Consider the following 25,105-nt stretch of genomic DNA (forward strand, 5'->3'; position numbering starts at 1 on the left):
ACGGGCAATAATACGGCCCTTGGAGCACACCGGGTTAACAGAGTTCGCAGATGAGTATTGCCGAAAATCTTCAGGATGTGTATCGCCGAATCCGGGCTGCCGAGTCAGCAGCCGGTCGTCAGCCGGGCAGCGTACAGCTACTGGCGGTCAGCAAGACCAAGCCCGCCGAAGCAGTGCGTGAGGCGTGGCAGGCAGGACAGCGCGCTTTCGGTGAAAACTATGTGCAGGAAGGCGTGGATAAAGTGCAGGCACTGGCTGATCTGGCCATCGACTGGCACTTTATCGGCCCGCTGCAGTCCAACAAGACCCGCGTCGTGGCCGAACACTTTCACTGGGTGCACAGTGTTGACCGGCTGAAGATCGCCCAGCGCCTCAGCGAACAACGCCCTGCAGACCTCCCCCCGCTCAACCTCTGCCTGCAGATCAATATCAGTGGCGAAAACAGCAAATCAGGCATCAGCCTCAGCGAACTACCCGCCCTGGCCCATACCGTCGCTGCCCTGCCGAACATTCAGTTACGTGGTCTGATGTGCATTCCTGCGCCCTGCACTGATCCGGCACAACAACGCCTGCCATTTCAGCAGCTGGCTACGGCCCTCAACGCACTGCGGCACGATCTGCCGCAGCTGGACTCCCTGTCGATGGGCATGACCGACGATATGGATGCGGCGATTGCGGAAGGCGCGACCTGGGTGCGCATCGGTACCGCCATCTTTGGTGCCCGTAACTATGCCTGATGATCTGCAATATGCCTGATGCCCTGCAATAAGCGTATCCATCCGCTACAGCGCGGAACACAGGGCTGGAATACCGCTATTCAACCCCATATAAGCAGCACGACCCGCGCGGTCAGCCGCATCCGAGCAACCTCCCACTCTGCCGACAGGATGGGACAGTAGATACCAAGGATTCACTATGTCACAAGCGACTCTGGCTTTTATCGGTGCCGGTAATATGGCCAGCGCCATTATCGGCGGTCTGATTGCTAACGGTTACCCTGCCGACTTCATCCTGGCCAGTGACCGCACTCCTGCCAATCTGCTGCAGCTGTCAGACAAGTACGGTATCCGCACGGCAACCAGCAATATTGAAGCGGTACATGAAGCACAGGTGGTAGTCCTGGCCGTCAAACCTCAGGTACTGCGTGACGTTTGTATCGCCCTGCGTGGTCATCTCAACCACAAGCCGCTGATTATCTCCATTGCCGCGGGAGTGACACTGGAGTCGATGGCCGAGTGGCTGGGCAGCGATATGCCTATCGTGCGTTGCATGCCCAACACACCGGCGATGCTGCAAGTCGGGGCCAGTGGCCTGTACGCCAACAGCCATGCCAGCGACGTCCAGCAGGTGCTGGCCGAGAAAATCCTCGCGGCTGTCGGTCTGGTGACCTGGGTCGATGAAGAAGCCCAGCTGGATGCCGTCACCGCGGTCTCTGGCAGTGGTCCTGCCTACTTTTTCATGTTTATGGAAGCCATGGCCGCCGCGGGTGAAAAGCTAGGGCTCAGCGCTGAACAGTCCATGCAGCTGACCATCCAGACTGCCCTCGGCGCCGCGCGGATGGCCAAGGAAAGCGGTCTGCCGCCGGGCGAACTGAAACGTCGGGTGATGTCACCTAAAGGCACCACAGAGCAGGCTGTGCAGACCTTTGAACAGGGTGGCTTGCATGAGTTAACCTTGTCCGCCATGCAGGCCTGCGCCCGACGCGCCGAAGAATTAGCCGCCGAAATGAAAAATCTCTAAGCGACCAGTGAGGGTGCCATGGGTAATGACCCTATTTATCTACTTGTAAGCATCATTGGCGGTACCTATCTGTCGATCGTGCTACTGCGCTTTCTGCTGCAGATGGCGCGTGCAGACTATTACAACCCGATCTCACAGGCGATCGTAAAGGCCACCCAGCCACTGCTGGCACCGATGCGCCGCGCAGTTCCCAGTATTCGTGGTCTGGATACCTCGTCCTTGCTACTGGCGCTGGCCGTCGAAGTGCTGATGGTGCTGATCATCGACTTCCGCGCCTACGGCGGCAGCCTGCCTGCCACCTATGTCGTGCTGTGCAGTCTGGCCGGGGTAGTATCCTCGCTGCTGCGTATCTATTTCTGGGCCATTCTGATCTCGGTCATCCTGAGCTGGGTCGCACCCAATGCCGATCATCCCGGCGCGCGACTGGTGATGCAGATTACCGAGCCGGTTTATCGCCTGTCGCGTAAAGTCATTCCACCACTGGGTGGTCTGGATCTGTCCCCGATTCTGATTTTTCTGGTCATCCAGCTGGCCCAGGGTCAGGTACAACGTTTCGTGATTGTCTGAACACAGTGAAATGACGGAGACAGACCGATGAGTTTCTTTGAATGGCGCGGACAGGACCTGCTACTGGTCTGCCATCTGCAACCCAAAGCCAGCAAGGATGAAATCGTCGGTCTGCACGGTGATGCGCTGAAAATCCGCATCACCGCTCCACCGGTGGAAGGCAAGGCCAACAGCCATCTGGTCAGATTTCTGGCCAGTGCCTTTGCCGTTACCCGAAAAGATGTCGAAATCGTTTCCGGCGAACTGAATCGTCACAAGCGCGTCTGTATCCATGGCCCGCTGACCGTTCCCGCCGTTATTGAATCCATGATGCGCTCCTGATCCCTCGCGTCTGACGGCTCGGGTGCCGCCAGGCGCCTGCCGGTTCCGTTGCTAGAGGATATGAAGCCGAAATGAGTCATGATGCCACCGCGGATACTGCTGCCAGCCCGGCACAGTTAAACCTGCCCCCCGACAGTGTCGGTCTGGTCACGCCCCAGACCTTTGTCTTTGATGAGCCCCTCGAGCTGTCCTGCGGCCGCACGCTGGACCACTATCAGCTGATGGTGGAAACCTACGGCACCCTCAACGCCAATGCCTCCAATGCCATCCTGATCTGTCATGCCTTGTCTGGCCATCATCATGTTGCCGGTTATCACAGTCTGGAAGACCGTAAACCCGGCTGGTGGGATTCTGCCGTCGGTCCGGGCAAGCCCATCGACACTAACAAATTCTTTGTTGTCGGCCTGAACAACCTGGGCGGTTGTCATGGCAGCAGCGGGCCAACCAGCATCAATCCGACGACCGGCCAGCCCTTCGGCCCGGACTTCCCTATCGTCACCGTCAAGGACTGGGTTACTGCTCAGGCGCGTCTGGCTGACCGTCTGGGTATTCAGCGCTGGGCCGTAGTCATCGGCGGCAGTCTGGGTGGCATGCAGGCGCTACAGTGGAGCATCGACTACCCCGAGCGACTGGCCAATGCCATGGTCATCGCCTCGGCACCCAAGCTGTCAGCGCAGAATATCGCCTTCAACGAAGTGGCCCGTCAGGCCATCAGCAAGGACCCGGAATTCCATCAGGGTCGCTATGCGGATCATCACTCCTACCCCAAGGTCGGGCTGATGCTGGCCCGCATGGTGGGCCATATTACCTATCTGTCCGACGAAGCCATGCGCGAGAAGTTCGGCCGTGAGCTCAAGCGCGGCAAGCTGTCGTTCGAGTTCGATGTCGACTTTCAGGTGGAAAGCTATCTGCACTATCAGGGCGAGCAGTTCTCCACCGCCTTTGATGCCAATGCCTATCTGCTGATGACCAAGGCGCTGGACTACTTCGATCCCGCCAGTGAATACGATGATGATCTGGCCGTCGCCCTCAGCCGCGCCCAGTGCCGCTTCATGCTGATGTCGTTCACCACCGACTGGCGTTTCTCACCGGAGCGTTCACGGGAAATCGTCAACGCGCTGGTCGTGGCCGGAAAAGACGTCAGCTATGCCGAAATCGACGCACCACAGGGCCATGATGCGTTCCTGCTGCCCATCCCGCGCTACATGGAACTGATGCAGACCTACCTTGACCGGGTAGCGTCGGATCTCAACATCATCCCCGCCGTACAGGGAGGACAGCCATGATGTTACGCCCCGATTTGCAACTGATTCAGCAATGGGTACGACCCGGCACCCGTGTCCTTGACCTTGGCTGTGGTGATGGCGCCCTGCTCGATTACCTGAAACAGCACAAGCAGGTCTCCGGCTATGGTCTGGAAATCGATCCTGCCAATATTCGCCGCTGTCTCGACCGCGGCGTCTGTGTGCTGGAGCAGAACCTCGACAAGGGGCTGGCCAACTTCCGTGACAACACCTTCGATATGGTGCTGATGAGCCAGGCACTGCAGACCCTGCACCGCCCGGATCAGGCGCTGGAGGAAATGCTGCGGGTAGGACGTGAATGCATCATCACCTTCCCCAACTTCGGCCACTGGCGCAACCGCCTGCATCTGGCAGGTATTGGCCGGATGCCGGTGTCGAAGTTCCTGCCCTACGAGTGGTATGACACCCCCAACATCCACTTCTGTACTTTCCGTGACTTCGAGCAACTCTGCCGCGAACGCGGTATCGCTATACTGGAACGCACCGTGGTGGATTCCGAGCATCAGGACAACTGGGCCAGCCGCTACCTGCCCAACCTGCTGGGCGAAGTGGCCATCTATCGGGTCAGCCGTTAATAACAGGAGAGCGCCATGTTCCGACGCCGCATTGACGATGACCTGAGCCTCAGCCTCTGTCTGCCGGACATGGCCATACCGCTGTTTGCCCTGATCGACAGTCAGCGCGCCTATTTACGCCAGTGGCTGCCCTGGGTTGACGATACCCTCAGCAGTGACGACACCCTGGCCTTTCTGCGCCAGCAGTTACAGCTGCTGGCTGAGCGCGAGGCCATGTCCCTGACGATTATCTATCAGGGGCAGCTGGCCGGATGCCTCGGCCTGCAGCAGGTGGACTGGCGCTTGCAAAGCGCCAAGATCGGTTACTGGCTGGCCGAGCCTTATCAGGGCAAAGGCATCATGCAACGCTGCCTGAGCCATTTGCTGGCACTGGCTTTCGATGAGTGGCAGCTGGCCAAACTGGAAATCCGGGTAGCCAGCAGCAATCTGCGCAGCCGTCGTTTACCCGAGGCGCTGGGCTTTCGCCACGAAGGCAGGCTGCGTCGGGCTGAACGTCTGCAGCACGACTATGTCGACCATGAACTGTACGGTTTACTGCACGAGGAATGGCTGACCAGTAAGCGGTAAGTGACTACGCATCAGTGGAGAACGCTATGGCTATCCTGAACAGACTTACGCAATGGGGCAGTATTGCCCTGCTGGCACTGTGCCTGACCTCCCCGGCAGTCGCTGAACAGAAGCAGCAGTTCGGCGCCTATGAAGTCCACTACAACGCCTTCAACTCGACCTTTCTGCAGCCGGACATAGCCAGTCAGTACCATCTGGTGCGCAGTAAGGAACGTGGGTTACTGAATATCGCCGTGCTCAAAGACGGCAAGCCCGGCAAAACCATGATCAGCGGCTCGGTCAAAAACCTCGCTGGCCAGCGTATCACGCTGACCTTTCAGGAGATCACGGAACCCTCGGCGGTCTATTACCTGAGCGACTTCACCATCAGTAATGACGATACCCTGGAGTTCAGCATCACCGTGCGCCCTGATCCACAGGGAGCGGCCCACGAGCTGCACTTCACCCAGACATTTTTTCGCGACTGATGGCGACAGCCGCAAGGCCGTCACAATGAACAGTGGCGGGCACACCTGTCTGCACCCGCCACCTCAGGACGTGCTTTCTATGAGAGGAGAGATATCAGCGCAGGCCCGCGACGAAATGCGATAGCGCCTCAAACTTCTCAGGATCGTTGTCGACAAACACCACTTTGACACTGATGAATTCGCTACTGGCCGAGCGTTCGCTGGCCTGCACGGAAAACACAAAGCCATTGACCCGCGCCACCTGCTTGCCGCCTTCCTGCTCGATATCGACCACCGCCGACTCCAGCACCTTGGGCACACGCTCTTCGGTTTTCACCACCAGCGTCGCTTCCTGCAGGCTAATGTCTTTGATCACACAGCGCGCCGTGACATTGTCCGGTAACCGTAGCTGGGCAAGCCCCTTGGGCGCATTGCTGGAAGCCACCTTACGGCCACTTCCGGCGCTTTTCCCGCCTGTCAGCACACTCACCGAGTCAGCCGCAACGCCCTGAATTTTCGCTGGCTGAATGGCCTGAGCCTGCAGTGGATTACCCTGCGCGGCCTGCAACGGCTGATCATCACGGCGGGCCAGAGCACGCAGATCATGCTTCTTGGCCAGTACCTTGGCGACTTTGTTGATCAGCTGTTCGTTGCTGAATGGCTTACCGATATAGTCCGTCACACCACTTTGCACCGCCTGAATCACATATTCCTTATCAATCCGGCTGGTAATCATGATGAAGGGCACCTGCTTGCAGCGATCCTGACCGCGCATCCACTGCAACACTTCCAGCCCGCTCATCTCCGGCATTTCCCAGTCGCACAGGACGATATCGAAATCCACCTTGCCAAGAAGACTCAAGGCACGCTTGCCGTTAACGGCCTCTTCTACCTCGATAGCAGGCAACTTGGATTTGATGACCCGTTTCACCAGGTCGCGGATAAAGCTGGCGTCGTCCACTACCAGCAGCCGTACATCTGCCATTGTTTCCCCTTACCTACCCCGCCCTGTGGCCGGGTACATCTTTCCTTTGCTCTCAGAGCCTGCTCACACGCTCAGCCATGCCGCACTTTCCTGCCCATCGTCTCGCCCCTTCAGGCAAAGCCCAGATGGTTATACAGACGGGCAAACAAGCCGATCACCATGACGGTGATACCAAGCTTGTACAGAAAGTACTCTCTGGCCTGAAAGGCCACGGTTGGCCGCCAGAAAACTCTCAGTGATCGCCAGTCCTGAGTACGCATACCGTACAGCAGCAAGCCAGTGACGATCAGAATCAGTCCGGCCAGCAGCAGAATCGGTTCAAGCAGTGCAATCATGGCAATCTCCGGTGGCATCGCCACAGTCATTATTGTTGTTGTCGTGCGGACAGAATTGTTCCCGATTTGTAGCAGGATCAGGCCAAATAATCACGCCCTATTCTGTTCAAACAGGGTTGGCCCGCTTCCACATCTGCCAGATTCTGCAGTGTGGTCTCGGCAATGCTGTGCAGTGCCTCCTCGGTAAAGAAGCCCTGATGGCCGGTAATCAGCACATTATGGAACGTCAGCAGGCGTTCAAACTGATCATCATGGATCACCTCGGACGACAGATCTTCAAAGAACAGATCCCCTTCCTGCTCGTACACATCCAGCCCCAGATAACCGATCTTGCCGCTTTTCAGCGCGGCGATCACGGCGGCGGTATCAATCAGCCCGCCCCGGCTGGTGTTGATCAGCATTACGCCATCGCGCATCTGCGCCAGACTGTCGGCATTGATCAGGTAATGGGTTTCCAGTGTCAGCGGGCAATGCAGGGAAATCACATCTGCTTCGGCATACAGCTGCTCCAGGGCAACCTGCGCAATACCCAGACTCGCCGCCTCGGCACTGGGGAACTTGTCATGACCCAGTACCCGCATCCCCATACCCTGCAGAATCCGTGCAGTGGCCAGACCGATGCGACCCAGACCCACAATACCTGCCGTGCGGCCATGAAAATTGAAACCCAGCAGGCCGTGCAGGGCAAAGTTGCCATCCCGCACCCGCTGGAAGGCACGGTGATATTTACGATTGAGAGTCAGCATCAGGCCGACACAATGCTCCGCCACCGACTCGGGTGAATAAGCAGGCACCCTGACAACACTGACGCCCAGACGCTCTGCCGCCAGCAAATCAACATTGTTGAAACCAGCGCAGCGCAGCGCGATCACCTGCAGCCCATGGGCCGCCAGATCAGTCAGCACAGCCTCGGTCAGCTGGTCATTGACGAACACACATACTGCCGCAAAGCCTCGCGCCAGTTCGCAGGTTTCTTCGTTCAGTCGCACTTTGAAAAACTGCAACTCATGCTGAAACCCCTGATTGGCACGGGTCAGGAATTCACGGTCATAGGGCTTGCTTCCAAACACGGCAACACGCATGGACTTTCCTTCTCTCGTCAAACAGTTAGCACCGCAACGACTACACTCAATAGCACCACAGAGTCGGCCATCCGGCAGTGGGAGTGGCACCGGCAAGCATAACCTATGCGACCTAGGTATAAGGTCAGCGATTTGCGACAGTGCACCACCTCCCCTAAGAATAGATAAGGATTTTTGATAAACGTCAGTATTTGTCGACGTTAACCACAACCGTTACCGCACTTATAAAAATAATAGCCATAACGCTACCGGACCGGATGCACACCGTGCCCGGCTCGGTAACACGGGTACAGCCAGGGGGTTAACCATGAAAGCGATTCAAATCCATGCCTTTGGTGGCGCGGACGTACTGCAGATCGATGAACTGCCCAGTCCGCTGCTGGAAGCCGATCACGTCATCGTCCGCAGCCAGGCGGCGGGAGTTAACCCGATTGACTGGAAAACCCGCGAAGGCGGTGGCGTAGCCAGCCTGTCTAACGGCTTACCGCTGATTCTGGGGTGGGAAATGGCTGGCGTGGTGGAATCGGCCTCCTCGGAGGTGACCATTTTCCAGCCCGGTGATGAAGTGATGGGCCTGCTCAACTTCCCGCAGCCCGGCCGCTGCTATGCCGAAGAAGTCTCCGCCAATGCCGCCCATCTGGTGCACAAGCCCGACAACATCAGCTTTGCCGAAGCCGCAGCACTGCCACTGGCCGGTCTGACCGCGTGGCAAGCACTGCATGACTATGCTCACCTGCGCGCCGGTCAACGTGTGCTGATTCTGGCTGCCGCAGGGGGAGTAGGCCATCTGGCCGTGCAGTTTGCCAAACAGGCCGGTGCCGAGGTTATCGCCGTCGCGTCGGAACGCAATCACGACTATCTGCGCCAGCTGGGTGCCGATGCCTGTATTGATTACTGGAAAGTGGAACTGAAAGACGCCGTTCGTGATGTTGATATCGTACTGGATGGCGTAGGTGGCAGCAGTGGCGTCAAAGCCCTGGCGGTGCTCAAACACGATGGTGTACTGGTTACCCTGCCGTCAAAAACCGCAGAAGAAGTGGTAGAGGCGGCCTCCCAGCACGGCTATCGTGCTACCGGCATGCGCGTATTCCCTTCGGCTGACCAGTTGCAGGAAATTGCTGATCTGGTGGAGGCTGGCAAGGTCAGGGTGGAAGTCTCCACCACCTTCCCGTTCCAGCAGGTCAGAGAAGCGCATCAGCTCAGCGCCAGTGGCCGGGTGCGTGGCAAGATCGTCCTCACCTTCTGATCGTGCTTCGCTCATCGCCGCCGCGCCTCTGCCGTAGCGGCGATGACAGACTCAGATGGCCGCCGGGCGCACCCCTCGGGCGTGATCCAGCACGTCCAGCCAGCTGTCGATGGGTTGCGGTCTGCCGTAGAAATAACCCTGATAGTAATGACAGCCGTGCTGCCGCAGGAACTCAGCCTGTTCGGCGTTCTCCACACCTTCCGCCACCACGGACAGATTGAGATGGCGCGCCATGGCCAGAATCAGCACGACCAGCGAGGCATCACTGGTGTCGCCGGGCAGGTCACGGACAAAATCGCGGTCAATCTTCAGCTCATCAATGGGCAGGCGCTTGAGATACACCAGTGACGAATAACCGGTGCCAAAGTCATCAATGGACAACCGTACCCCCAGTTGCTGCAACGACTGCATCTTCAGCGCCACCTGCTCAACGTCGGCAATCAGCAGGCTTTCTGTCACCTCCAGGGTCAAACGACTGGCGCCAATTTCATGATCACGCAGCAGGCTGCCGATGCGGTCAAGGAATTCAGGATGGAGGAACTGCCGCACGCTGACATTGACCGAGCAGTGCAGCCGCGGATGCTGCGCCATCAGATGGCAGGTATGGTTCAGCACCCAGTCGCCCAGCTCGGCGATCAGACCGTTCTCTTCCGCTACCGGGATAAACTCACCAGGCAGGACCAGCCCACGCTGGGGATGCTTCCAGCGCACCAGGGTTTCAAAGCTACAAATCTGCCCGTTGCCATCCACCTGCGGCTGCAGATACAGCACAAACTCATCCTTACGCAGCGCGTGACGCAGCTCTTCCCCCACAGTGAAGCGATGCTCAATGCGCTCCCGCAGTGCCGGTTCGTACCAGCTGCAGGTGCCCCGCCCGGCGTCCTTGGCCTGATACATGGCCATATCAGCACACTTGAGCAGATCGGCATGCACTTTCCATGTGTCACCAAACAGCACCGCGCCAACGCTACACCCCAGCTTCACTTCACGGGCATGCAGCGACACAGGCATGGCCATATGGCGTTGCAACTCCGCAATACGCTGATCCGCATCGGCGCGGGCAATCGCCTCATCACTGCTCAGCTGCGTCATCACCAGTACAAACTCATCGCCACCGAGGCGCGCCAGAATATCCCCCTCGCGGGCATGACGACGCAGCCGACCAGCCATGATCTGCAGCAACTCATCACCGGTCGCATGGCCGAAGACATCATTGATGGTCTTGAAGTAATCCAGATCGATAAACAGCAGCACCCCATGCAGACCGGACACACCCAGCTGCTGAATCACCTCCGGCAGGCGCTGATTGAGCTGGATACGGTTGGGTAACTGCGTCAGGGAGTCGTAGAAGGCCAGATTCTCGATGCGTGCCTCGGCCTGTTTGCGCGCGGTGATATCACGACTGATGCCCAGCAGACCGACCAGCTTGCCAGAGGCGTCGTGCAGCGGTGCCTTGAGCGTATCCAGCAGCACCTGGCGGCCATCGGGGTAACGCACCTCTTCTTCATTGGAGCTTGGCATGCCTGATTGCATCATGCGTTCGTCATAGCTGCGGAACATGGCAGCCAGCTCCGCACCGAACATGTCTGCATCGGTGCTGCCGACAATGCGGTCACGGTCACGGCCAACAAAGTGGGTAAACGCCAGATTACAGCCAAGATAGACCCCTTGCGGGTCCTTGAAGAACACCAGATCCGGGATGGAGTCCAGCAGGCCACTGAGCAGGATGGTTTGCCGTGTCAGCTCCTTCTCGGCATGCCGACGGCGACGCACATTGACCATCAGCCACAGCATCACCACCAGAGTGACGGCCAGCGCGGCCATCAGCATACGGGTATAACGCACCTGGGTTTGCAGCAGTTCGCTGTTGCGCGCCTCCACCATTGACTCCAGCTTGCCGGTGTAGCTCAGCAGCTGGTCACGGGCCAGTGGCTGCCCGGTGACATCAATCAGCACTGAAAACAACGCTTTGCCGCCGTCCTTGATCTGTACAGGCCAGGAGTTGACCTGCATGGTGCGAATATCACCGTTAGCCAGTCGGTGGGGGAAGACGAAGTAGTTACGCTTTTCCTTCAGCGCGCGCTGGCGCTCGGCGGCTACCTCGGCAGGATCAAGACTGTTGATCTGATCAATGCTCATGCGTGCCAGCTGTTCGCCGCTGTAACCATAGAAATGAATGGCGGCCGGGTTGGCAGCAAGAATACGACCAGACTCAGGATCGATCAGCATCATCGGTGTCCCGCTTTGCTGCAGCAGATCTCCCGGCAAAGCGGTGATGCTCTGCACGGGCATCTCCGCCCCGGCACGCCCTGTCAGGCTCAGCCAGACAAGGACCAACAACACCCCTCTTATCCACCCCATGCGGAAAGACCCTGAATGTCAGTGCCACCCGCGCGGTTGATTTCCCTGCGTCAGACGGTGACTTTATTCATTTTGCTGCCAGAATACGTCCCGACTCTGGCCAGCGTGTCCAGACTCCTTGAATAGTAGAGGATGCTGAGGCAATTGCGGCTGATGCCAGTGCATAAAAGGTCAAGATGACGTGAATAGTCAGTTAAATGACAGAACAAGAGACCCGTGCCCGCAGCCTGTGCACAGGGTCCACAAGCCGTTGCACGCCACACCGGACCATGACGGAGATGGCACTGCCCCCAGACCGGAGACATCATGCCGTCGCTGATCATTGGACTGGCCAGTGCCAGCCTGATTGTACTGAACACCCTGATCGGTATCGTACCGATGCTGATCCTGGCCCTGCTCAAAGCCCTGCTGCCGGTACCCGCCCTGCGTCGGCGTTGTGGTACCGGCGTACGCTGGATAGCCCGCTGCTGGGCACTAGCCAATCGGCGGATATTGCACGCGCTGACCGGCACCGAGTGGGATATTCGGGGCCGTGAGCACATCCTGTCGCAACGCTCGACCCTGATTATCTGTAACCATCAGAGCTGGGTGGATATACCTGCGCTGATGGAACTGATGCTGGAAAAGGCACCGTTCTTTACTTTCTTCCTAAAGCGCGAACTGTTCTGGGTGCCTCTGCTAGGGCTGGCATGGTGGGCACTGGATTACCCCTTCATGCGCCGCTACAGCCGTGCTGAACTGGAGCGACGCCCGCAACTGCGTGGCAAAGACCTGGAGATTACCCGTATCGCCTGTGACAAACTGCAGGACCGCAAGGTCACCCTGATCAATTACGTGGAAGGCACGCGCTTTACTCAGCGCAAACACGATCAGCAGCAGTCTCCGTTCAGCCATCTGCTAAAACCAAGAGCGGGAGGCGTGGCCTTTGTGCTGTCAGCCATGCACCAGCAGATCGATACCGTGCTGGACGTCACCATTGTCTATGCTGATGGCAGCGTACCCAGTTTCTGGCATCTGCTGTCCGGGCAGATTCGTCGGGTGGTGATGGAGGTCCGCGCCATTCCGGTGCCGGAGGCGCTGCGGGAAGGGGATTATCAACAGGATGAACAGTTCCGTGCAGCCTTTCAGGACTGGATCAACAGCCTGTGGCAACACAAGGATCAGCGCATCACCGCCCTCAGGCAACAGGCGCAGGGCTGATTCTGCTGGTTAACAACGGGCTCTGAGATCAGCGGCGGCGGGAATACAACCCCATCAGACACAGCACAAACCCCGCCAGTGCTGCTAGCATCGACAGGTTGACCAGCAGTGGATAGCGCTCAGCGAAAGGTATAAAGGGCATCGTGACAGCAAAGGTGCATTCATGCAGCCGGTAGTCATACTGCCCACCTTGCAGGATGCATTCGTTGACGCTGCCGAACTCGTGCCAGTACACCCCCATCAACAGCAGTAATGGTGCTATCAGCAACACCAAACCCCAGCGCAACATCACCTTCCTGCCCCCTATCTGCAAAGCGCGGCAATGCTAGCACATCTTGCTGGAATGACGTTTTGCGATGACACCCCCAAAGACGCCAATCTGGTCGTCCGTTGATCTGCACAGATCAGTCGACATGACGGCCAGCGCTGGCAGCTGAACCGTTATAGCTAATTTTCTGACCGCCACTATAATCAGGCGGAAAAATTTCAACGCTATTTCCAAAGGGGCAGGCAGTTAGTTGAACCTGTTCCAGCTACCAATAAGAACTCAGCTCGCACCGCCGATGAAAAACCAATAATTAAGCGGTGCAGCGCCACTTTGATGAAAGATGTTGTACCTGCCAGTGCCCACTGCCCCCCGAAAGCCTACAGAACTCATTAGATGAATTGAGGTTGATTACTGTGCAAAGCATCATCAAGCATGTCTCCATCAACAAGAAACTGGCACTGCTGTTTGGCCTGATGACCCTGGTGGTGATCCTGATCGCCAGCTACAACCTGATCATGCTGCGTGGCCAGATCATGGCGGAGCGCCAGTTGCAGAATAAGGACATCGTCGAGCAGGCCAACAGCCTGATCGGCCATTACGCCGCGCTGGCCAGACAGGGCAAACTCAGCGAAGCCGACGCCCAGCAGCAGGCCATGGCCGCCGTGGGCGCCATGCGCTACGCGGGTAACAACTATGTTTTCATCATTTCTGAGCAGGGTACGTTCGTCATGCACCCGCTGCTGCCAAAACTGAATGGTCAGAATCTGGCACAGGTGAAAGATGCCGGCGGCGACCCCTTCCTGACCCGCATGATCACTGATGTGCGCCAGTCCGGTGAAGCGGTTGCGCAATATCAGTGGAGCAAGGACGGCCAGTCCGCAGCGGTGCCCAAGGTGGCTTATGCACAGCGGGCGCCAGCGTGGAGCTGGGTCGCGGCCACCGGTGTCTATCTGGATGATGTCGACAGCCTGTTCTGGCACGAGGCGCGCAAACTGATCGCCGTGCTGGTGGGGGCACTGCTGATCACCGTCTACCTCAGCCGGGAAATCAGCCGCAGCATCAGCCAGCCACTGCAGGGGGCGCTGGCCGTTATCGAGCAGATGGCCAAAGGCAACCTGACCAGCCGCCTGAACCATCAGTCCCGCGATGAGCTGGGTGTACTCAGTCAGCGTCTGGATCAGTCACTCGACAGCCTGCAGCAGCTGGTCAGGTCCATGCATGAACAGGCCAACAATCTGAATCAGCACAGTGCCGAGCTGTCTGCTACGGCAGAGCAGAGCCGCAAGGGTATCGAGCAGCAGAACAACGAGACCAATCAGCTGGTCACCGCCATGCAGGAAATGGCTGCCAGTTCGGTGGAAGTATCGCAGCACGCAGTCAACACGGCGCACACCACTCAGGAAGTCAGTGAGCGCGCACAGGCCGGGCACAAACTGGTGCAGGAAAATATCCAGCAGATCAGTTCTCTGGCACAGGCCATCGAAACCTCCGCAGATACCGTCACCATGCTGGAAAAACACGGCGAGGAAGTCGGCACCATCCTGCAGCAGATCACGGCCATCTCCGAACAGACCAATTTGCTCGCCCTGAATGCCGCTATCGAGGCAGCCCGTGCTGGCGAACAGGGCCGTGGCTTTGCCGTGGTGGCCGATGAAGTGCGCACCCTGGCCATGCGTACCCGCCAGTCCACCGAAGAGATTACCCAGCTCAACGAACGCTTGCGGCAAGCCTGTCAGGATGCCGTGCAGTCAATGCACCGTGGGCTACAGCAGGCCGAGAAAAGCGTCAGTCACACCGAAGAAACCGGTGCACATTTTGATGTCATCGTGGGCAAGATCGACGAAATTCGTGATATGAACGCCATGGTTGCTACTGCTGTCCAGCAGCAAAGCAACGTGGCTGAAGAGATGAGCCGCAATCTGGCCAATATCGCCACCATTGCTCATCAGACTGACAGTGGCTCTCACCATATCGCCCGGCAAAGCGGACTGGTGGCCAGCAGCGCCAGAGACATGCAGCAATGGACGGCACGCTTTAGCGTTTGAGGTGTGCTAATCGCCTGAAGTGCGCACGCAGGGGGTCTGGTCAGCCCGTTGTGGCCGACACCTGGCAACGCGTGTGCACGTTCTCAGCACAACGGGGCAGCGATCCGCTCTGCCCCGTCTTGCCTTATACCCGGTGGGTATTTCCCTTCCTGTCGCGTGCGGCTAACGGCCCGCGCTCTGAATAGTAGTGGTAACAGTGGCCATCAGTGGCCATGGTAACCGGAACCCGGTCCACCGCCGCCGCCCCAGTGGCCACCACCACCTCCACCGCCGCCACCATCATGCGGTCCCCATGGGAACCAGGGATAGCAGCCACCCAGTGTCAGGCCCTGCAACGCCACGGCAGACAACATCAACATCTTTTTCTTCACGATTCTCTCCTCGCACCATCTGACGCGGTGTGCGCGATGATGCCACAGCCGTCAACAGCATAGCGGCAGCGCTGTATAGAGAGTGTAAAGGGCAGCATGGGTGCGTAGCAGTGGTGGTATGGGCTGAAGCAGAGATTGCAGGTCGTGTCGGCCACGTAACAACAGATTAACGTGGCCGGCACAGACGCGCTGGAGAGACGCGCATGAGGGGAGTAACAGGCTTAATACACGTCGCGCAGATAGCGCTTTTCCATCCGCAACCTGAGCAGATAACGCCCGGCATCCGCCACGCTCATGCCGCCTTCCACCAGCACCTGACGTAGCGCCCGATCCACATCAGCGGCCATACGGGTCTTGTCACCACAGACGTAGAGACAAGCGCCATTTTCCAGCCAGGCGAACACCTCGGCAGCGTGTTGCAGCAACAGGTGCTGGACGTAGACAGACTCTGCCTGATCACGGGAGAAGGCCAGATCCAGACGGGTCAGCTCCTTGCGCAGCTGCCAGCGCAGCAGGTCCGCCTGATAAAGATAATGGCTGGCGCGATGACGCTCACCGAAGAACAGCCAGTTACGGCCACCGGCCTGCAGCTGTTCACGTTCATGCAGAAAGGCTCTGAAAGGCGCAATACCAGTACCCGGGCCAATCATGATGACATCGCGCTCAGGGTCTTCCGGCAGGCGGAATAATGGACTGGGCTGCAGGAACACCGGCACTTTGGACCCCAGCGGCAAGCTCGCCAGCCAACCCGAGGCGGTACCCTGCACGGTGGCGCCCTGCTTGCTGTAACTCAGGGTAGCGACAGTCAGATGTAACTCGTCAGGATGGCTCAGCGGGCTGGCACTCAGCGAATAGTAACGGGGCAGTAAACCGCTCTGTCGGGCCAGCAGCTGCAACGGATCAACCTGCCCTGACACCCGGCGCAATACCTCGGCCAGATCCGCCGTGAACTGGAACTGACACAGAGCCTGCACCTGACTGGGATGCAGCAGGGCCTGTAACCATTCGGCCCCGGTAACCTCAGCCAGCCACTGCAGCATGGTCTGGCCGGGCGTTGTCAGCTCGATATACCGGCTCAGCAACTCAGCAATGGGGCCATCATGGCCATCGGCACGGCGGCAGTATTCATTGCCCTGCAACCCCGCCGCCGCCAGCACTTCCTCGACCCGCTGACGGCTGTTGACCGGCATCACCCCGATACTGTCACCCGCCTGATAATGTATCCCGGCACCGCTGATATTCAGTACATAGTGGCGTACGTCTTTGTCAGCCGTAGCAGAGGTCAAACGGTGCTGATGCGTCAGCGTCGCCAGAAAAGGCTCTCGTGCACTGTAGGTCTTGCTGAAGGCCAGTAGCTTTTCCGGTACCGCCAGCCCAAGGCGTGGCAGCAAGCGGCTGAGCCACTGGTTATAGGTTGGCTGAAAGCTGGTATCGGCCTCGAACAGGGGCACCAGCACATGGGCACCCTGCTCCGCCAGCAGACGATAAAGATCACGACCGGCCTGACAGAAAGAATCGTAGGCACGATCTCCCAGCGCCAGCACCGCCATCTGTTTTTCCTGCACCTGCAGCCGTTTGGCTTTCAGTTCGCTGAGGAAATGCCCGCCGTTGGAGGGGATATCACCGGCGCCATAGGTGCTGCTGATCAGCAGCAGAATATCGGCGTGCGCCACCTGGGCTGCCAGATCGTCAAGACTCAGACAGGTAATGGAGAGCGTCTGGGAGGGTAGTTGCTGCTGGAACTGATCGTGCAGCAGTTGGGTCAGATGTCTGGCCAGCGTTTCGGCATTACCCGATTCGCTGGCATAACCGACCGCAATAGAGGGCGCTGCGGTCATGGGTGTTACTCGTCGTCAGAGATCCCGATGGCACTTACGCCTTCATTGACAGCCGCTGCACGCAGCTCGTCGATCCAGGCAGCATCCACCTTGGTGTGCTGCTTCAGCTCATCCAGCAACCAGGCAACGTATTCGTCCTGCTGCTGAGTCAGCTCATGGGTATTGATCAGACGTACCAGCTCTTCGTCGGACAGGTCATCATTGGGTGCCGTGAACTCGACAAAACCGGCGATGCATTCCTGGACTACCTGTGCCGAAGAGGCAGCATCGGCGGCTTCGCCACTTTCCAGTGCATTCAGCGCGGTATTCAGGGCGACACAGGAGTCCAGTGCGGCGTGAGCACCGTACATATCGAACTCACGCAGATCAGGAGTGACGCTGTCCAGCTCGTCCAGCAGCTCTTCCACATGGACCACGTTGCGACGGCCCGCCAGCTTGTCCCAGGTCTTGTCCAGTGCGTTGCGCAGCACCGCTGCATCACCGAATTCGGCGACCCGCGCAAACAGGGCATAGTTGGGGAAAAGGCGTTCTGCCATGGAGACCGCGAACAGGGCGCGCTGCCACTCTGGGCGCTGTTCCAGTAATTGTTCGAGATCATCAAGCTGATACATTGAAGAGGTACTCCGGCGGGTATTCATTGGACGGGCATTTTACCCCAGTAGCCGATCACGGGTACAGGCTGAATGATCAGAGAATGAGCAGAAATCGTGCCGGACCGGTACCGATCAGGCGCTTTTCTGCCTTCTTGCCCCGCACTGCAAAAGCACACTGAATCCACACGGTGGAGACTGGGATCACAGTGCTAGCATGCCCTCATTCTTCATCACGCAGGAATGGACCATGCGCACACTGATCAGTAGCCTCGCCCTTGCCTTCTTGGCCTTTATCCTGTGGATCATCTATCAGGCCGACACCGGCGCCAGCAACCTCTTTCTCGACTTTGTCCGCCGTACACCCTACGCCGACAAGGTCGGCCATCTGGGCCTGTTTGGCCTGCTCACCCTGCTGGTCAATCTGGCCAGCGCCTGCCGCGGAATACGCTGGCAGCGCCTGACCTTACCCTACGGCACGCTGGCGGTACTGAGCTTCGTGCTGCTGGAAGAACTGAGCCAATACTTCTTCCCTTCCCGCACCCTGGATGGCAAGGATCTGCTGGCCGATGCACTGGGCATTGCAGCCTTCACCTGGCTGAGCCTAGTGCTGCACCGACAGCTGACGGGAAGGCGGGTGCAAGCCTGACCCACCGGTAATGTGCCCGGCCGCTACCATTGGCTGGCAGCGTTTTGCTGTTCAGCCCTTGCGTTCAATCCTGTTGCCCGGCGCCACTACCCAGCAGCGTGGATGGGCGTCGAACCCGACCTTGGGGTAGTAGTCCTGTGCGGCGGGAGCGGCCAGCAGAATCAACGTGCACTTTGGCCCCAGCTGCTGACGGGTCAGCTCCATCAGTTCGATGCCGATGCCCTGATGCTGACAGGCCTTGTCGACCGCCAGATCAGACAGGTAGCAGCAGTAGTGGAAGTCAGTCACAGCGCGCGACACCCCTACTAGGGTTTCACCGTCCCAGGCGGTGATCAGCAGATCGGCATGATCAAGCATGCCCTGAATGGTGGTACGGTCATCCACCGGGCGGCGCTCGCCCAGACTGGAGCGGTTAAGCACATCAACAAACTGCTCAGCGGTCAGTGTGCGATCCAGATGGTAGTGCAGAGAAGAAGTGGACATAGCAGCCCCTTGTAGACAGCGTGAATGTGGAAGCAGTCAGGAAGACCAGCCGATACAAATGCCTGAAGCCATTGCTCAGGTCAATGCAGCTGCTGTATCCACGTTGCTACATGCTGGACAAAGGCAGCTTCCTGCCCACGGTAGCCGTGAGCTGACAACGAGTCGCAATCGGCGCTGTCGCCTGCACCACCATCGATATATATCAGCCTGGTCTGCGCCAGCGGCATCCGAGCAGGTATCTGTGCCGCGCCTCTGGCCGGAGTGACCGGGCACTGATCATCATGGTTGGCCACAATCAGGGTGGGCAGTGCCACCTGCTGCAGGCCTGCATCAAATACCGTCTCGTGACTGCCACCCGACACCGTAACAGGCTCGCTGAGTACCACGCCGTGCAGGCGTGCAGTCAGATGGGCAGCGCCATTGACGGCTGCGATCGAGCCCTGACTGGTCCCCAGCAGAATCACCGGTGCAGCAGTCTGACCTGCTATACGGTCCAGCCAGCGGTTGAGGTACGCCAGATAGGCAGAGGAGGATCGCTGACCGCGCAGGCTATGGCGATCAGGTGCATCGGGCAGCAGAACGGCATAGCCACGCGCAAGCCAGTCACGACGGGTGCGCACCAGCACATTAGCGCGGTGAGCCAGATGACCATCCGCTGTCAGCCCCAGCTGTCCGGTACCGCCGATCAGCATCAGCAGGACCGCACGCGGATGAGCAGGGCTTAAATACAGGGCACGCGCGGTGCTGCCCGGCAGGGTCAACACCTCAGTGGTATAAGCCGGTCCCGTTAGCGGGGCAGCATGGCCTGCGGCGGCCATCGCAATAAGCAGCAGCGCCAGCAACGTGCCGTACCCCCTTTGTTTTCCCAGCCCCATAGTTTGCCCCGCTTGCAGGTCACGACTGGGCTTTGACACTCCCGCGCTGACGCAGTTCCGAGCTTTTTCCCGCCTTGAGAATCTGCCCGGGCAGATCGTGACCGAGCAAGGTGGGCAGCTCACGGCCGATCGCCAGCAGTGCATCCAGATCAACGCCGGTGGCGATACCGCAGCCTTCCAGCATATGCACCGTATCCTCGGTGCTGATATTACCGCTGGCGCCCGGTGCATAGGGGCAACCGCCAATGCCGCCCAGCGAGGCATCAAACGAGCGCGCGCCAGCCTCCACAGCGGCCAGCACATTGGCCAGCCCCATCCCGCGGGTATTGTGGAAATGCAGCGTCAGGGGCAGCTGCGGATAGGCTGGTCTGACCGCCGCGACGCGCTCATACACCTGCCGGGGGAAGGCCATGCCGGTGGTATCGGCCAGCGTGATGCTGTGCATGCCGAGCTCCAGATAGGCATCAATGGCCCAGCGTACCCGCTCATCACTCTGCCCGCCGCCAAACGGGCAGCCAAATGCGGTGGCCAGCGTGCCATTGACCTTCATCGGTGAGCCCTGCAGCAGGGACATCACGTCGGCAAACTGCGCCAGCGACTGGGCACAGGTCATACGCATATTGGCCAGATTGTGTTCTTCGCCAATCGACATCACCAGATTGATCTCATCCACCGAGCACTCCAGCGCCCGCTCCGCCCCACGCACATTGGGTACCAGCGCCACATAGGTGACGCCGGGATGACGAATGATCTCGGCCATCACTTCCGCCGCATCACGCAGATTGGGAATGGCTCTGGGTGACACAAAGGAGGTCACCTCGATCTTGGCCAGCCCGGTGCAGGACAGCTGATCGACCAGCGCGATCTTGGCCTCGGTCGGCACGAACAGCGCTTCACTCTGCAGCCCGTCGCGGGTCATCACTTCGTTGATGGCCAGTTGCGGCCGCTCACCGGCCGCCAGTGCTGAAAACAGACTCATGACCTTTCCCTCACACCACACCACGGGCTTTCAGGTCCGCCAGCCGGGCGGCGTCAATGCCGATGCTGGCCAGTACTTCTTCGGTATGCTGGCCCAGGGTCGGCCCCAGCCAGCGGGTCTGCCCCGGGGTGGCACTGAGCTTGGGTACGATGCCGGGAATATCCACCGCCTGCCCGTCTTCCAGCGTGTGGTGGCCGATCATCTCACGGGCTGCAAAATGCGGATCGCTGGCAATATCGGCGGCGTTGTAGATCTTGCCGCAGGGCACGTCGGCCTGCTGCAACGCGGCCAGTACCTGCTCCAGGCTGTGCTGACCGGTCCAGGCACCAATGGCATCATCCAGCTCGTCATTGTACCGGGCGCGGCCATCGTTCTTGGCCAGTCGCGGATCATCGGCCAGATCAGCACGACCAATGGCCTGCATCAGGCGTTTGAAGATGCTGTCGCCATTCCCGGCAATCACCACATAGCTGCCGTCGGCACAGAGATAAGTATTAGAAGGCGAAATGCCCGGCATGCTGGAACCACTGCGTTCGCGGATAAAGCCGGTCGCCGAGAACTCGGGAATCAGGCTTTCCATCACCCCGAACACCGCTTCATAAAGCGCCACGTCGATAAACTGACCCTTGCCGCCATTCACTTTCAGATGGTGCATGGCCATCATGGCGCCGATCACCCCGTACAGCGAAGCCAGGGTATCGCCGATGCTGACCCCGACCCGCACCGGTGGCCGGTCCGGGTAACCGGTGACATAACGCATCCCCGCCATGGACTCGGCGATGGCAGCAAAACCCGGCCGGTCCTTGTAGGGGCCACTCTGGCCGTAACCGGAAATCCGCACCATGATCAGGGCCGGATTGAGCGCCGACAGCTGCTCCCAGCCCAGCCCCCATTCTTCCAGACAGCCGGGGCGGAAGTTCTCGATAACGATATCGGCCTCCTGCACCAGATCACGGACGATCTGCTGACCTTCTGCCGACTTGAGATTGAGCGTGATGGATTTCTTGTTGCGGCTCTGGGAGTACCACCACAACGAGGTGTCCTTGTGCATTTTGCGCCAGGTACGCAGCGGATCGCCGCCCTTGGGCGACTCGATCTTGATCACTTCGGCACCAAACTGGGCCAGCACTGCAGCAGCATAAGGGCCTGCGATCAGGGTTCCCAGTTCGATGACCTTGACCCCCTGCAGGGGCAGCGGTTGGGTAGAATCGGTCAGCATGGAGGCCTCCCTTGCAACAGAAAATACGATGACGAAAATCCACAGCTAACGCGGAGACAGACCACGGAGATAAGAACCTGCTCACGATCCGGGCAGGATCCAGCGGGCAATGCCCACCAGACAGGGTTCAGGCCGTCAGTGGCCGGAATGGTCCGCCACAGGCCGCCAGCCGTGCAGTCTGCTCTCCACTACCGTAACCAGTCCGTCGAGAATCAGGGCGAAGATGGTCAGCACCAGAATCCCCGCCAGCACGGTGTTGATATCGAATACCCCTTCGGCCTGATGAATCAGATAGCCCATGCCGCGGGCTGAGCCCAGATACTCACCGACAACGGCGCCGACGAAGGCCATCCCCACCGAGGTATGCAGGCTGGAGAACACCCAGCTGGTGGCAGAAGGCAGGTAGACACTGCGGATCAGCTGCTTGCGTGAGGCGCCCAGCATACGCGCATTGGCGACCAGGGTCGGGCTGACTTCACGCACGCCCTGATAAACGTTGAAGAACACGATAAAGAACACCAGGGTGATCCCCAGCGCCACCTTGGACCAGATACCCAGGCCGAACCAGACGGCGAAGATTGGCGCCAGAATCACCCTTGGCATCGCATTCATGGCCTTGATGTAGGGGTCAGCCACGGCGGAGGCCAGATCATTCAGACCCAGCCACAGGCCGACGATCATGGCCAGTACGGCACCGATCACGAACGCCAGCAGGGTTTCCAGCAGGGTAATCCCCAGATGCATGTAGATGGCGGTGCCACTGAACCAGTCGAAGACCTGTTGCAGCACGGGGATCGGCTCACCGAAGAAGAAGCTGGGCAGAATACCGTAGTGCGTGGTGATCCCCCAGAACAGGAACAGTCCGATCAGCAACGCGAGCTGGTACAGACGAATCCTGGCTTTATAGCTGATGGCAGGCTGGGCCACGCCAGCTGCACCGGTCGATGCGGATGACGACATCGTTGTGCTCCTCAAACCCTGGTGCCCGACGGCCGACGCAGCGCGCGGCCCCGGTACGTTAATGGCGGCAGCCGGTCAGCCCTGCTGACTCTGCTGATACCCCTTCATTACCTCATCACGCATGGTGGCCCAGATCTGATGATGCAGATCGAGAAACTCCGGCGTCATGCGGATTTCAGCCACATCACGAGGGCGACTGAGGGTGATTTCAAACTCTGCCATGATGTGCGATGCCGGCCCGGCAGACAGCACCACCACCCGGTCAGACATGGCAATGGCTTCTTCCAGATCATGGGTGATAAACACCGCCGAGCGGCGATTGGCTGACCACAGTGCCAGCAGTTCGTTTTCCATCAGCTGACGGGTCTGTACATCCAGCGCGGAAAATGGCTCATCCATCAGAATGATCTTCGGGTTGAGGATCAGCATCTGCGCCATGGCCACCCGTTTGCGCATACCGCCGGACATCTGGTGCGGATAGCGGTCGGCAAAGCGCCCCAGCCCCACCCGGTCCAGCCACTGATGACCCAGATGCTTCATTTCTTCCGGCTCCGTGCCGCGAAACTGCAGCCCGGCCACCACGTTGTCGTAAGCGGTGCGCCATGGCATCAGCGCATCGGCCTGAAACATATAGCCAGCGTCACGGTTAATGCCCTGCAACGGCTGGCCAAACACTTCCACCGTACCTGATGTGGGCTGTAGCAGACCGGCAATACTGTTCAGAATGGTCGACTTACCACAGCCGGTCGGCCCGACGACGGAGACAAACTCGGCCTCGCCGACATCCAGACAGATATCCTTGACCGCGGTATAGGTACCGCCTTTGGGGGTATTAAACGAACAGGTGATACTTTTCAGCGATACCGCACTGTTGGCGGCACCCTGCTGGTTGCGCACCAGACTGAGATGATCTTTGACAACTGCAGGCATGTCAGGCTCCTGGCAGAACGGCACCAGCGCTATGACGGTATGGCGGGTTCTGCACTCACAACAAAACTCAGGAAGCAGGCACCCCACCTTTCATGGGGTGCGCGCAGAGATTACTTGACGGCCGACTGGGCGGCTTTGGCGAACTGGTCGTCGTAGGTCTTGCTCAGATCGATGGTGGCTTTCTGCACTTTTTCATCGAAGGCTTTGAGCACGGCCAGTACGTGTTCAGTCGCCTCTGCAGAGAACTCACCGGTTTTACTGTAGCTGCCAAGGTTCGCTTTCAATGCGGCGGTATAGAGCGCCTTGTCGCCACCGTAATAGGCTTCAGGCACGGTATTGACGATTTCTTCGGGCGTGGCGGATGCCATCCACTTCAGCGCATGGACAATGGCGTTGGCCAGTGCCTGTGAGGTGTGAGGGTTATCGTGCAGATAGCTGGCCTTGGTGTAGAGCACCGCGGCGTGGTAGTCACCACCATAAACTTCGTCGACACCGGCCTTGGTGCGGGTGTCATACATTACCTTGATGGCATCATCGGCTTCGAGTTTGGCAATCACCGGATCCAGGTTGGCCACGGCATCCACTTCACCGTGTTCCAGCGCAGCCACCGCACCGGCACCGGCACCCACGCCGATGGCGGAAATATCATCCGGGCTGAGGCCAGCCTTCACCAGCAGGGTTTTGACGTACATATGCGTCGAGGAGCCGGGTGCCGTCACGCCGATGTTCAGCCCCTTGAGATCCTTGGCGGAGGTAATCTTGTCCGCTTTGCTTTTGGCAACACCCAGTACGATACCCGGCGCATTGCCTTCCACCACGAAGGCCACAATATCCTGGCCCTTGGCCTGCATGCTGATGGTGTGCTCATAGGAGCCTGACACCACATCCGCACTGCCCCCTACCAGTGCCTGCAGGGCTTTGGAGCCACCGCTCAGATCACTGATTTCCACGTCCAGCCCCTCTTCTTTGAAGAAGCCTTTCTGCTCGGCAATAGTGAGTGGCAGGTAATAAAACAGGGTCTTACCGCCCACGGCGATGCTGACTTTGGTTTGTTCCAGATTGGATTCTGCCTGGGCGGGAGCGCCGAAAATCAGAGCGCAGGCCAGGCCGATAGAACCGGCGGCGTATGCGAATGCCTTCATGGGTGTCTCCACATTATTGTTATTGAT

27 protein-coding genes are annotated in these 25,105 nt (G+C 58.9%); 12 read left to right on the forward strand and 15 right to left on the reverse strand.

Annotated elements, in window-relative coordinates; genetic code table 11:
* Positions 1–50 precede the first annotated feature (50 nt).
* From QCD60_RS09870 to QCD60_RS09905, 8 genes are all read left to right on the forward strand, one after another.
* The gene (locus QCD60_RS09870; RefSeq protein ID WP_279784749.1) at positions 51–737 is read left to right on the forward strand and encodes a YggS family pyridoxal phosphate-dependent enzyme; all 687 of its coding nucleotides are present in this window, start codon (positions 51–53) and stop codon (positions 735–737) included.
* Positions 738–915: 178 nt separating this feature from the next.
* Positions 916–1,740 (forward strand): pyrroline-5-carboxylate reductase, encoded by an 825-nt coding sequence (gene proC / locus QCD60_RS09875; protein ID WP_104155042.1) that lies wholly within the window; start codon positions 916–918, stop codon positions 1,738–1,740.
* Between the two features lie 18 nt (positions 1,741–1,758).
* Positions 1,759–2,307: a YggT family protein gene (locus QCD60_RS09880; RefSeq protein ID WP_279784751.1), complete on the forward strand. Its 549-nt coding sequence runs from the start codon at positions 1,759–1,761 to the stop codon at positions 2,305–2,307.
* Between the two features lie 27 nt (positions 2,308–2,334).
* On the forward strand, positions 2,335–2,628 hold the full coding sequence (locus tag QCD60_RS09885) for a DUF167 family protein (RefSeq protein WP_279784753.1): 294 nt from the start codon (positions 2,335–2,337) through the stop codon (positions 2,626–2,628).
* Positions 2,629–2,699: 71 nt separating this feature from the next.
* Positions 2,700–3,914, forward strand: a complete 1,215-nt coding sequence (locus QCD60_RS09890) for a homoserine O-acetyltransferase (RefSeq protein ID WP_279784755.1) — start codon at positions 2,700–2,702, stop codon at positions 3,912–3,914.
* Positions 3,914–4,507: a methionine biosynthesis protein MetW gene (gene metW / locus QCD60_RS09895; RefSeq protein WP_279787906.1), complete on the forward strand. Its 594-nt coding sequence runs from the start codon at positions 3,914–3,916 to the stop codon at positions 4,505–4,507. The genes QCD60_RS09890 and metW overlap by 1 nt, the downstream gene beginning before the upstream one ends.
* 15 nt (positions 4,508–4,522) lie before the next feature.
* Positions 4,523–5,074 carry a GNAT family protein gene (locus tag QCD60_RS09900; protein WP_279784757.1) on the forward strand — a complete coding sequence of 184 codons (552 nt, stop codon included), beginning with the start codon at positions 4,523–4,525 and terminating at the stop codon, positions 5,072–5,074.
* 26 nt (positions 5,075–5,100) lie between these two features.
* On the forward strand, positions 5,101–5,541 hold the full coding sequence (locus tag QCD60_RS09905; protein ID WP_279784759.1) for a DUF4426 domain-containing protein: 441 nt from the start codon (positions 5,101–5,103) through the stop codon (positions 5,539–5,541).
* 94 nt (positions 5,542–5,635) lie between these two features.
* Here the strand turns inward: QCD60_RS09905 and QCD60_RS09910 are convergent, their stop codons facing one another.
* The 3 genes from QCD60_RS09910 to QCD60_RS09920 form a co-directional block, all read right to left on the reverse strand.
* Positions 5,636–6,505, reverse strand: coding sequence for a response regulator (locus QCD60_RS09910; protein ID WP_279784761.1), 870 nt, complete (start codon positions 6,503–6,505; stop codon positions 5,636–5,638).
* Between the two features lie 110 nt (positions 6,506–6,615).
* Positions 6,616–6,840 (reverse strand): hypothetical protein, encoded by a 225-nt coding sequence (locus QCD60_RS09915; protein ID WP_279784763.1) that lies wholly within the window; start codon positions 6,838–6,840, stop codon positions 6,616–6,618.
* 77 nt (positions 6,841–6,917) lie between these two features.
* Positions 6,918–7,922, reverse strand: coding sequence for a 2-hydroxyacid dehydrogenase (locus QCD60_RS09920; protein ID WP_279784765.1), 1,005 nt, complete (start codon positions 7,920–7,922; stop codon positions 6,918–6,920).
* A 307-nt stretch (positions 7,923–8,229) separates the two neighbouring features.
* Here QCD60_RS09920 and QCD60_RS09925 point away from each other — a divergent pair, with 307 nt between their 5' ends.
* Positions 8,230–9,168 (forward strand): NADP-dependent oxidoreductase, encoded by a 939-nt coding sequence (locus QCD60_RS09925; RefSeq protein ID WP_279784766.1) that lies wholly within the window; start codon positions 8,230–8,232, stop codon positions 9,166–9,168.
* Positions 9,169–9,219: 51 nt separating this feature from the next.
* Here QCD60_RS09925 and QCD60_RS09930 read toward each other — a convergent pair whose 3' ends face one another.
* The gene (locus QCD60_RS09930; protein WP_279784768.1) at positions 9,220–11,511 is read right to left on the reverse strand and encodes an EAL domain-containing protein; all 2,292 of its coding nucleotides are present in this window, start codon (positions 11,509–11,511) and stop codon (positions 9,220–9,222) included.
* A 324-nt stretch (positions 11,512–11,835) separates the two neighbouring features.
* Here QCD60_RS09930 and QCD60_RS09935 point away from each other — a divergent pair, with 324 nt between their 5' ends.
* The gene (locus QCD60_RS09935) at positions 11,836–12,729 is read left to right on the forward strand and encodes an acyltransferase (RefSeq protein WP_279784770.1); all 894 of its coding nucleotides are present in this window, start codon (positions 11,836–11,838) and stop codon (positions 12,727–12,729) included.
* A gap of 28 nt (positions 12,730–12,757) precedes the next feature.
* On the opposite strand, the gene QCD60_RS09940 is transcribed toward QCD60_RS09935, so the two are convergent.
* Positions 12,758–13,018 carry a hypothetical protein gene (locus QCD60_RS09940; protein ID WP_279787907.1) on the reverse strand — a complete coding sequence of 87 codons (261 nt, stop codon included), beginning with the start codon at positions 13,016–13,018 and terminating at the stop codon, positions 12,758–12,760.
* Between the two features lie 392 nt (positions 13,019–13,410).
* On the opposite strand from QCD60_RS09940, the gene QCD60_RS09945 reads away from it, so the two are divergent.
* A complete protein-coding gene (locus tag QCD60_RS09945; protein WP_279787908.1) occupies positions 13,411–15,042 on the forward strand; it encodes a methyl-accepting chemotaxis protein in 1,632 nt (543 codons plus the stop codon).
* Positions 15,043–15,245: 203 nt separating this feature from the next.
* On the opposite strand, the gene QCD60_RS09950 is transcribed toward QCD60_RS09945, so the two are convergent.
* The 3 genes from QCD60_RS09950 to QCD60_RS09960 all read right to left on the reverse strand — a co-directional run bounded on the left by QCD60_RS09950 (position 15,246) and on the right by QCD60_RS09960 (position 17,862).
* The gene (locus QCD60_RS09950) at positions 15,246–15,413 is read right to left on the reverse strand and encodes a hypothetical protein (RefSeq protein ID WP_279784772.1); all 168 of its coding nucleotides are present in this window, start codon (positions 15,411–15,413) and stop codon (positions 15,246–15,248) included.
* A gap of 221 nt (positions 15,414–15,634) precedes the next feature.
* Positions 15,635–17,251: a sulfite reductase flavoprotein subunit alpha gene (locus tag QCD60_RS09955; RefSeq protein ID WP_279784774.1), complete on the reverse strand. Its 1,617-nt coding sequence runs from the start codon at positions 17,249–17,251 to the stop codon at positions 15,635–15,637.
* A gap of 5 nt (positions 17,252–17,256) precedes the next feature.
* Positions 17,257–17,862 carry a DUF416 family protein gene (locus QCD60_RS09960; RefSeq protein WP_279784776.1) on the reverse strand — a complete coding sequence of 202 codons (606 nt, stop codon included), beginning with the start codon at positions 17,860–17,862 and terminating at the stop codon, positions 17,257–17,259.
* Between the two features lie 229 nt (positions 17,863–18,091).
* Here QCD60_RS09960 and QCD60_RS09965 point away from each other — a divergent pair, with 229 nt between their 5' ends.
* The gene (locus tag QCD60_RS09965) at positions 18,092–18,490 is read left to right on the forward strand and encodes a VanZ family protein (RefSeq protein WP_279784778.1); all 399 of its coding nucleotides are present in this window, start codon (positions 18,092–18,094) and stop codon (positions 18,488–18,490) included.
* 51 nt (positions 18,491–18,541) lie between these two features.
* Here QCD60_RS09965 and QCD60_RS09970 read toward each other — a convergent pair whose 3' ends face one another.
* The 7 genes from QCD60_RS09970 to QCD60_RS10000 all read right to left on the reverse strand — a co-directional run bounded on the left by QCD60_RS09970 (position 18,542) and on the right by QCD60_RS10000 (position 25,078).
* On the reverse strand, positions 18,542–18,973 hold the full coding sequence (locus QCD60_RS09970; RefSeq protein WP_279784780.1) for a GNAT family N-acetyltransferase: 432 nt from the start codon (positions 18,971–18,973) through the stop codon (positions 18,542–18,544).
* Positions 18,974–19,053: 80 nt separating this feature from the next.
* Positions 19,054–19,848, reverse strand: a complete 795-nt coding sequence (locus QCD60_RS09975; RefSeq protein WP_279784782.1) for a hypothetical protein — start codon at positions 19,846–19,848, stop codon at positions 19,054–19,056.
* 19 nt (positions 19,849–19,867) lie between these two features.
* Positions 19,868–20,827: a hydroxymethylglutaryl-CoA lyase gene (locus tag QCD60_RS09980; protein ID WP_279784784.1), complete on the reverse strand. Its 960-nt coding sequence runs from the start codon at positions 20,825–20,827 to the stop codon at positions 19,868–19,870.
* Positions 20,828–20,837: 10 nt separating this feature from the next.
* Complete coding sequence (locus tag QCD60_RS09985) at positions 20,838–22,046, reverse strand: CaiB/BaiF CoA-transferase family protein (RefSeq protein WP_279784785.1); 1,209 nt, start codon at positions 22,044–22,046, stop codon at positions 20,838–20,840.
* A gap of 135 nt (positions 22,047–22,181) precedes the next feature.
* A complete protein-coding gene (locus tag QCD60_RS09990) occupies positions 22,182–23,006 on the reverse strand; it encodes an ABC transporter permease (RefSeq protein ID WP_279784788.1) in 825 nt (274 codons plus the stop codon).
* A 75-nt stretch (positions 23,007–23,081) separates the two neighbouring features.
* The gene (locus QCD60_RS09995) at positions 23,082–23,936 is read right to left on the reverse strand and encodes an ABC transporter ATP-binding protein (RefSeq protein ID WP_279784790.1); all 855 of its coding nucleotides are present in this window, start codon (positions 23,934–23,936) and stop codon (positions 23,082–23,084) included.
* A gap of 110 nt (positions 23,937–24,046) precedes the next feature.
* Positions 24,047–25,078 carry an ABC transporter substrate-binding protein gene (locus QCD60_RS10000; RefSeq protein ID WP_279784792.1) on the reverse strand — a complete coding sequence of 344 codons (1,032 nt, stop codon included), beginning with the start codon at positions 25,076–25,078 and terminating at the stop codon, positions 24,047–24,049.
* Positions 25,079–25,105: the final 27 nt, after the last annotated feature.

The organism is Pokkaliibacter sp. MBI-7 (genome assembly GCF_029846635.1).
Classification (GTDB): Bacteria; Pseudomonadota; Gammaproteobacteria; order Pseudomonadales; family Balneatricaceae; genus Pokkaliibacter.

Coding starts and splice junctions, on each gene's coding strand:
- QCD60_RS09870 (WP_279784749.1), top strand. CDS start 51: ATGAGTATTGCCGAAAATCTTCAGGATGTGTATCGCCGAATCCGGGCT.
- proC (WP_104155042.1), top strand. CDS start 916: ATGTCACAAGCGACTCTGGCTTTTATCGGTGCCGGTAATATGGCCAGC.
- QCD60_RS09880 (WP_279784751.1), top strand. CDS start 1,759: ATGGGTAATGACCCTATTTATCTACTTGTAAGCATCATTGGCGGTACC.
- QCD60_RS09885 (WP_279784753.1), top strand. CDS start 2,335: ATGAGTTTCTTTGAATGGCGCGGACAGGACCTGCTACTGGTCTGCCAT.
- QCD60_RS09890 (WP_279784755.1), top strand. CDS start 2,700: ATGAGTCATGATGCCACCGCGGATACTGCTGCCAGCCCGGCACAGTTA.
- metW (WP_279787906.1), top strand. CDS start 3,914: ATGTTACGCCCCGATTTGCAACTGATTCAGCAATGGGTACGACCCGGC.
- QCD60_RS09900 (WP_279784757.1), top strand. CDS start 4,523: ATGTTCCGACGCCGCATTGACGATGACCTGAGCCTCAGCCTCTGTCTG.
- QCD60_RS09905 (WP_279784759.1), top strand. CDS start 5,101: ATGGCTATCCTGAACAGACTTACGCAATGGGGCAGTATTGCCCTGCTG.
- QCD60_RS09910 (WP_279784761.1), bottom strand. CDS start 6,505: ATGGCAGATGTACGGCTGCTGGTAGTGGACGACGCCAGCTTTATCCGC.
- QCD60_RS09915 (WP_279784763.1), bottom strand. CDS start 6,840: ATGATTGCACTGCTTGAACCGATTCTGCTGCTGGCCGGACTGATTCTG.
- QCD60_RS09920 (WP_279784765.1), bottom strand. CDS start 7,922: ATGCGTGTTGCCGTGTTTGGAAGCAAGCCCTATGACCGTGAATTCCTG.
- QCD60_RS09925 (WP_279784766.1), top strand. CDS start 8,230: ATGAAAGCGATTCAAATCCATGCCTTTGGTGGCGCGGACGTACTGCAG.
- QCD60_RS09935 (WP_279784770.1), top strand. CDS start 11,836: ATGCCGTCGCTGATCATTGGACTGGCCAGTGCCAGCCTGATTGTACTG.
- QCD60_RS09940 (WP_279787907.1), bottom strand. CDS start 13,018: ATGTTGCGCTGGGGTTTGGTGTTGCTGATAGCACCATTACTGCTGTTG.
- QCD60_RS09955 (WP_279784774.1), bottom strand. CDS start 17,251: ATGACCGCAGCGCCCTCTATTGCGGTCGGTTATGCCAGCGAATCGGGT.
- QCD60_RS09960 (WP_279784776.1), bottom strand. CDS start 17,862: ATGTATCAGCTTGATGATCTCGAACAATTACTGGAACAGCGCCCAGAG.
- QCD60_RS09965 (WP_279784778.1), top strand. CDS start 18,092: ATGCGCACACTGATCAGTAGCCTCGCCCTTGCCTTCTTGGCCTTTATC.
- QCD60_RS09970 (WP_279784780.1), bottom strand. CDS start 18,973: ATGTCCACTTCTTCTCTGCACTACCATCTGGATCGCACACTGACCGCT.
- QCD60_RS09975 (WP_279784782.1), bottom strand. CDS start 19,848: ATGGGGCTGGGAAAACAAAGGGGGTACGGCACGTTGCTGGCGCTGCTG.
- QCD60_RS09980 (WP_279784784.1), bottom strand. CDS start 20,827: ATGAGTCTGTTTTCAGCACTGGCGGCCGGTGAGCGGCCGCAACTGGCC.
- QCD60_RS09985 (WP_279784785.1), bottom strand. CDS start 22,046: ATGCTGACCGATTCTACCCAACCGCTGCCCCTGCAGGGGGTCAAGGTC.
- QCD60_RS09990 (WP_279784788.1), bottom strand. CDS start 23,006: ATGTCGTCATCCGCATCGACCGGTGCAGCTGGCGTGGCCCAGCCTGCC.
- QCD60_RS09995 (WP_279784790.1), bottom strand. CDS start 23,936: ATGCCTGCAGTTGTCAAAGATCATCTCAGTCTGGTGCGCAACCAGCAG.
- QCD60_RS10000 (WP_279784792.1), bottom strand. CDS start 25,078: ATGAAGGCATTCGCATACGCCGCCGGTTCTATCGGCCTGGCCTGCGCT.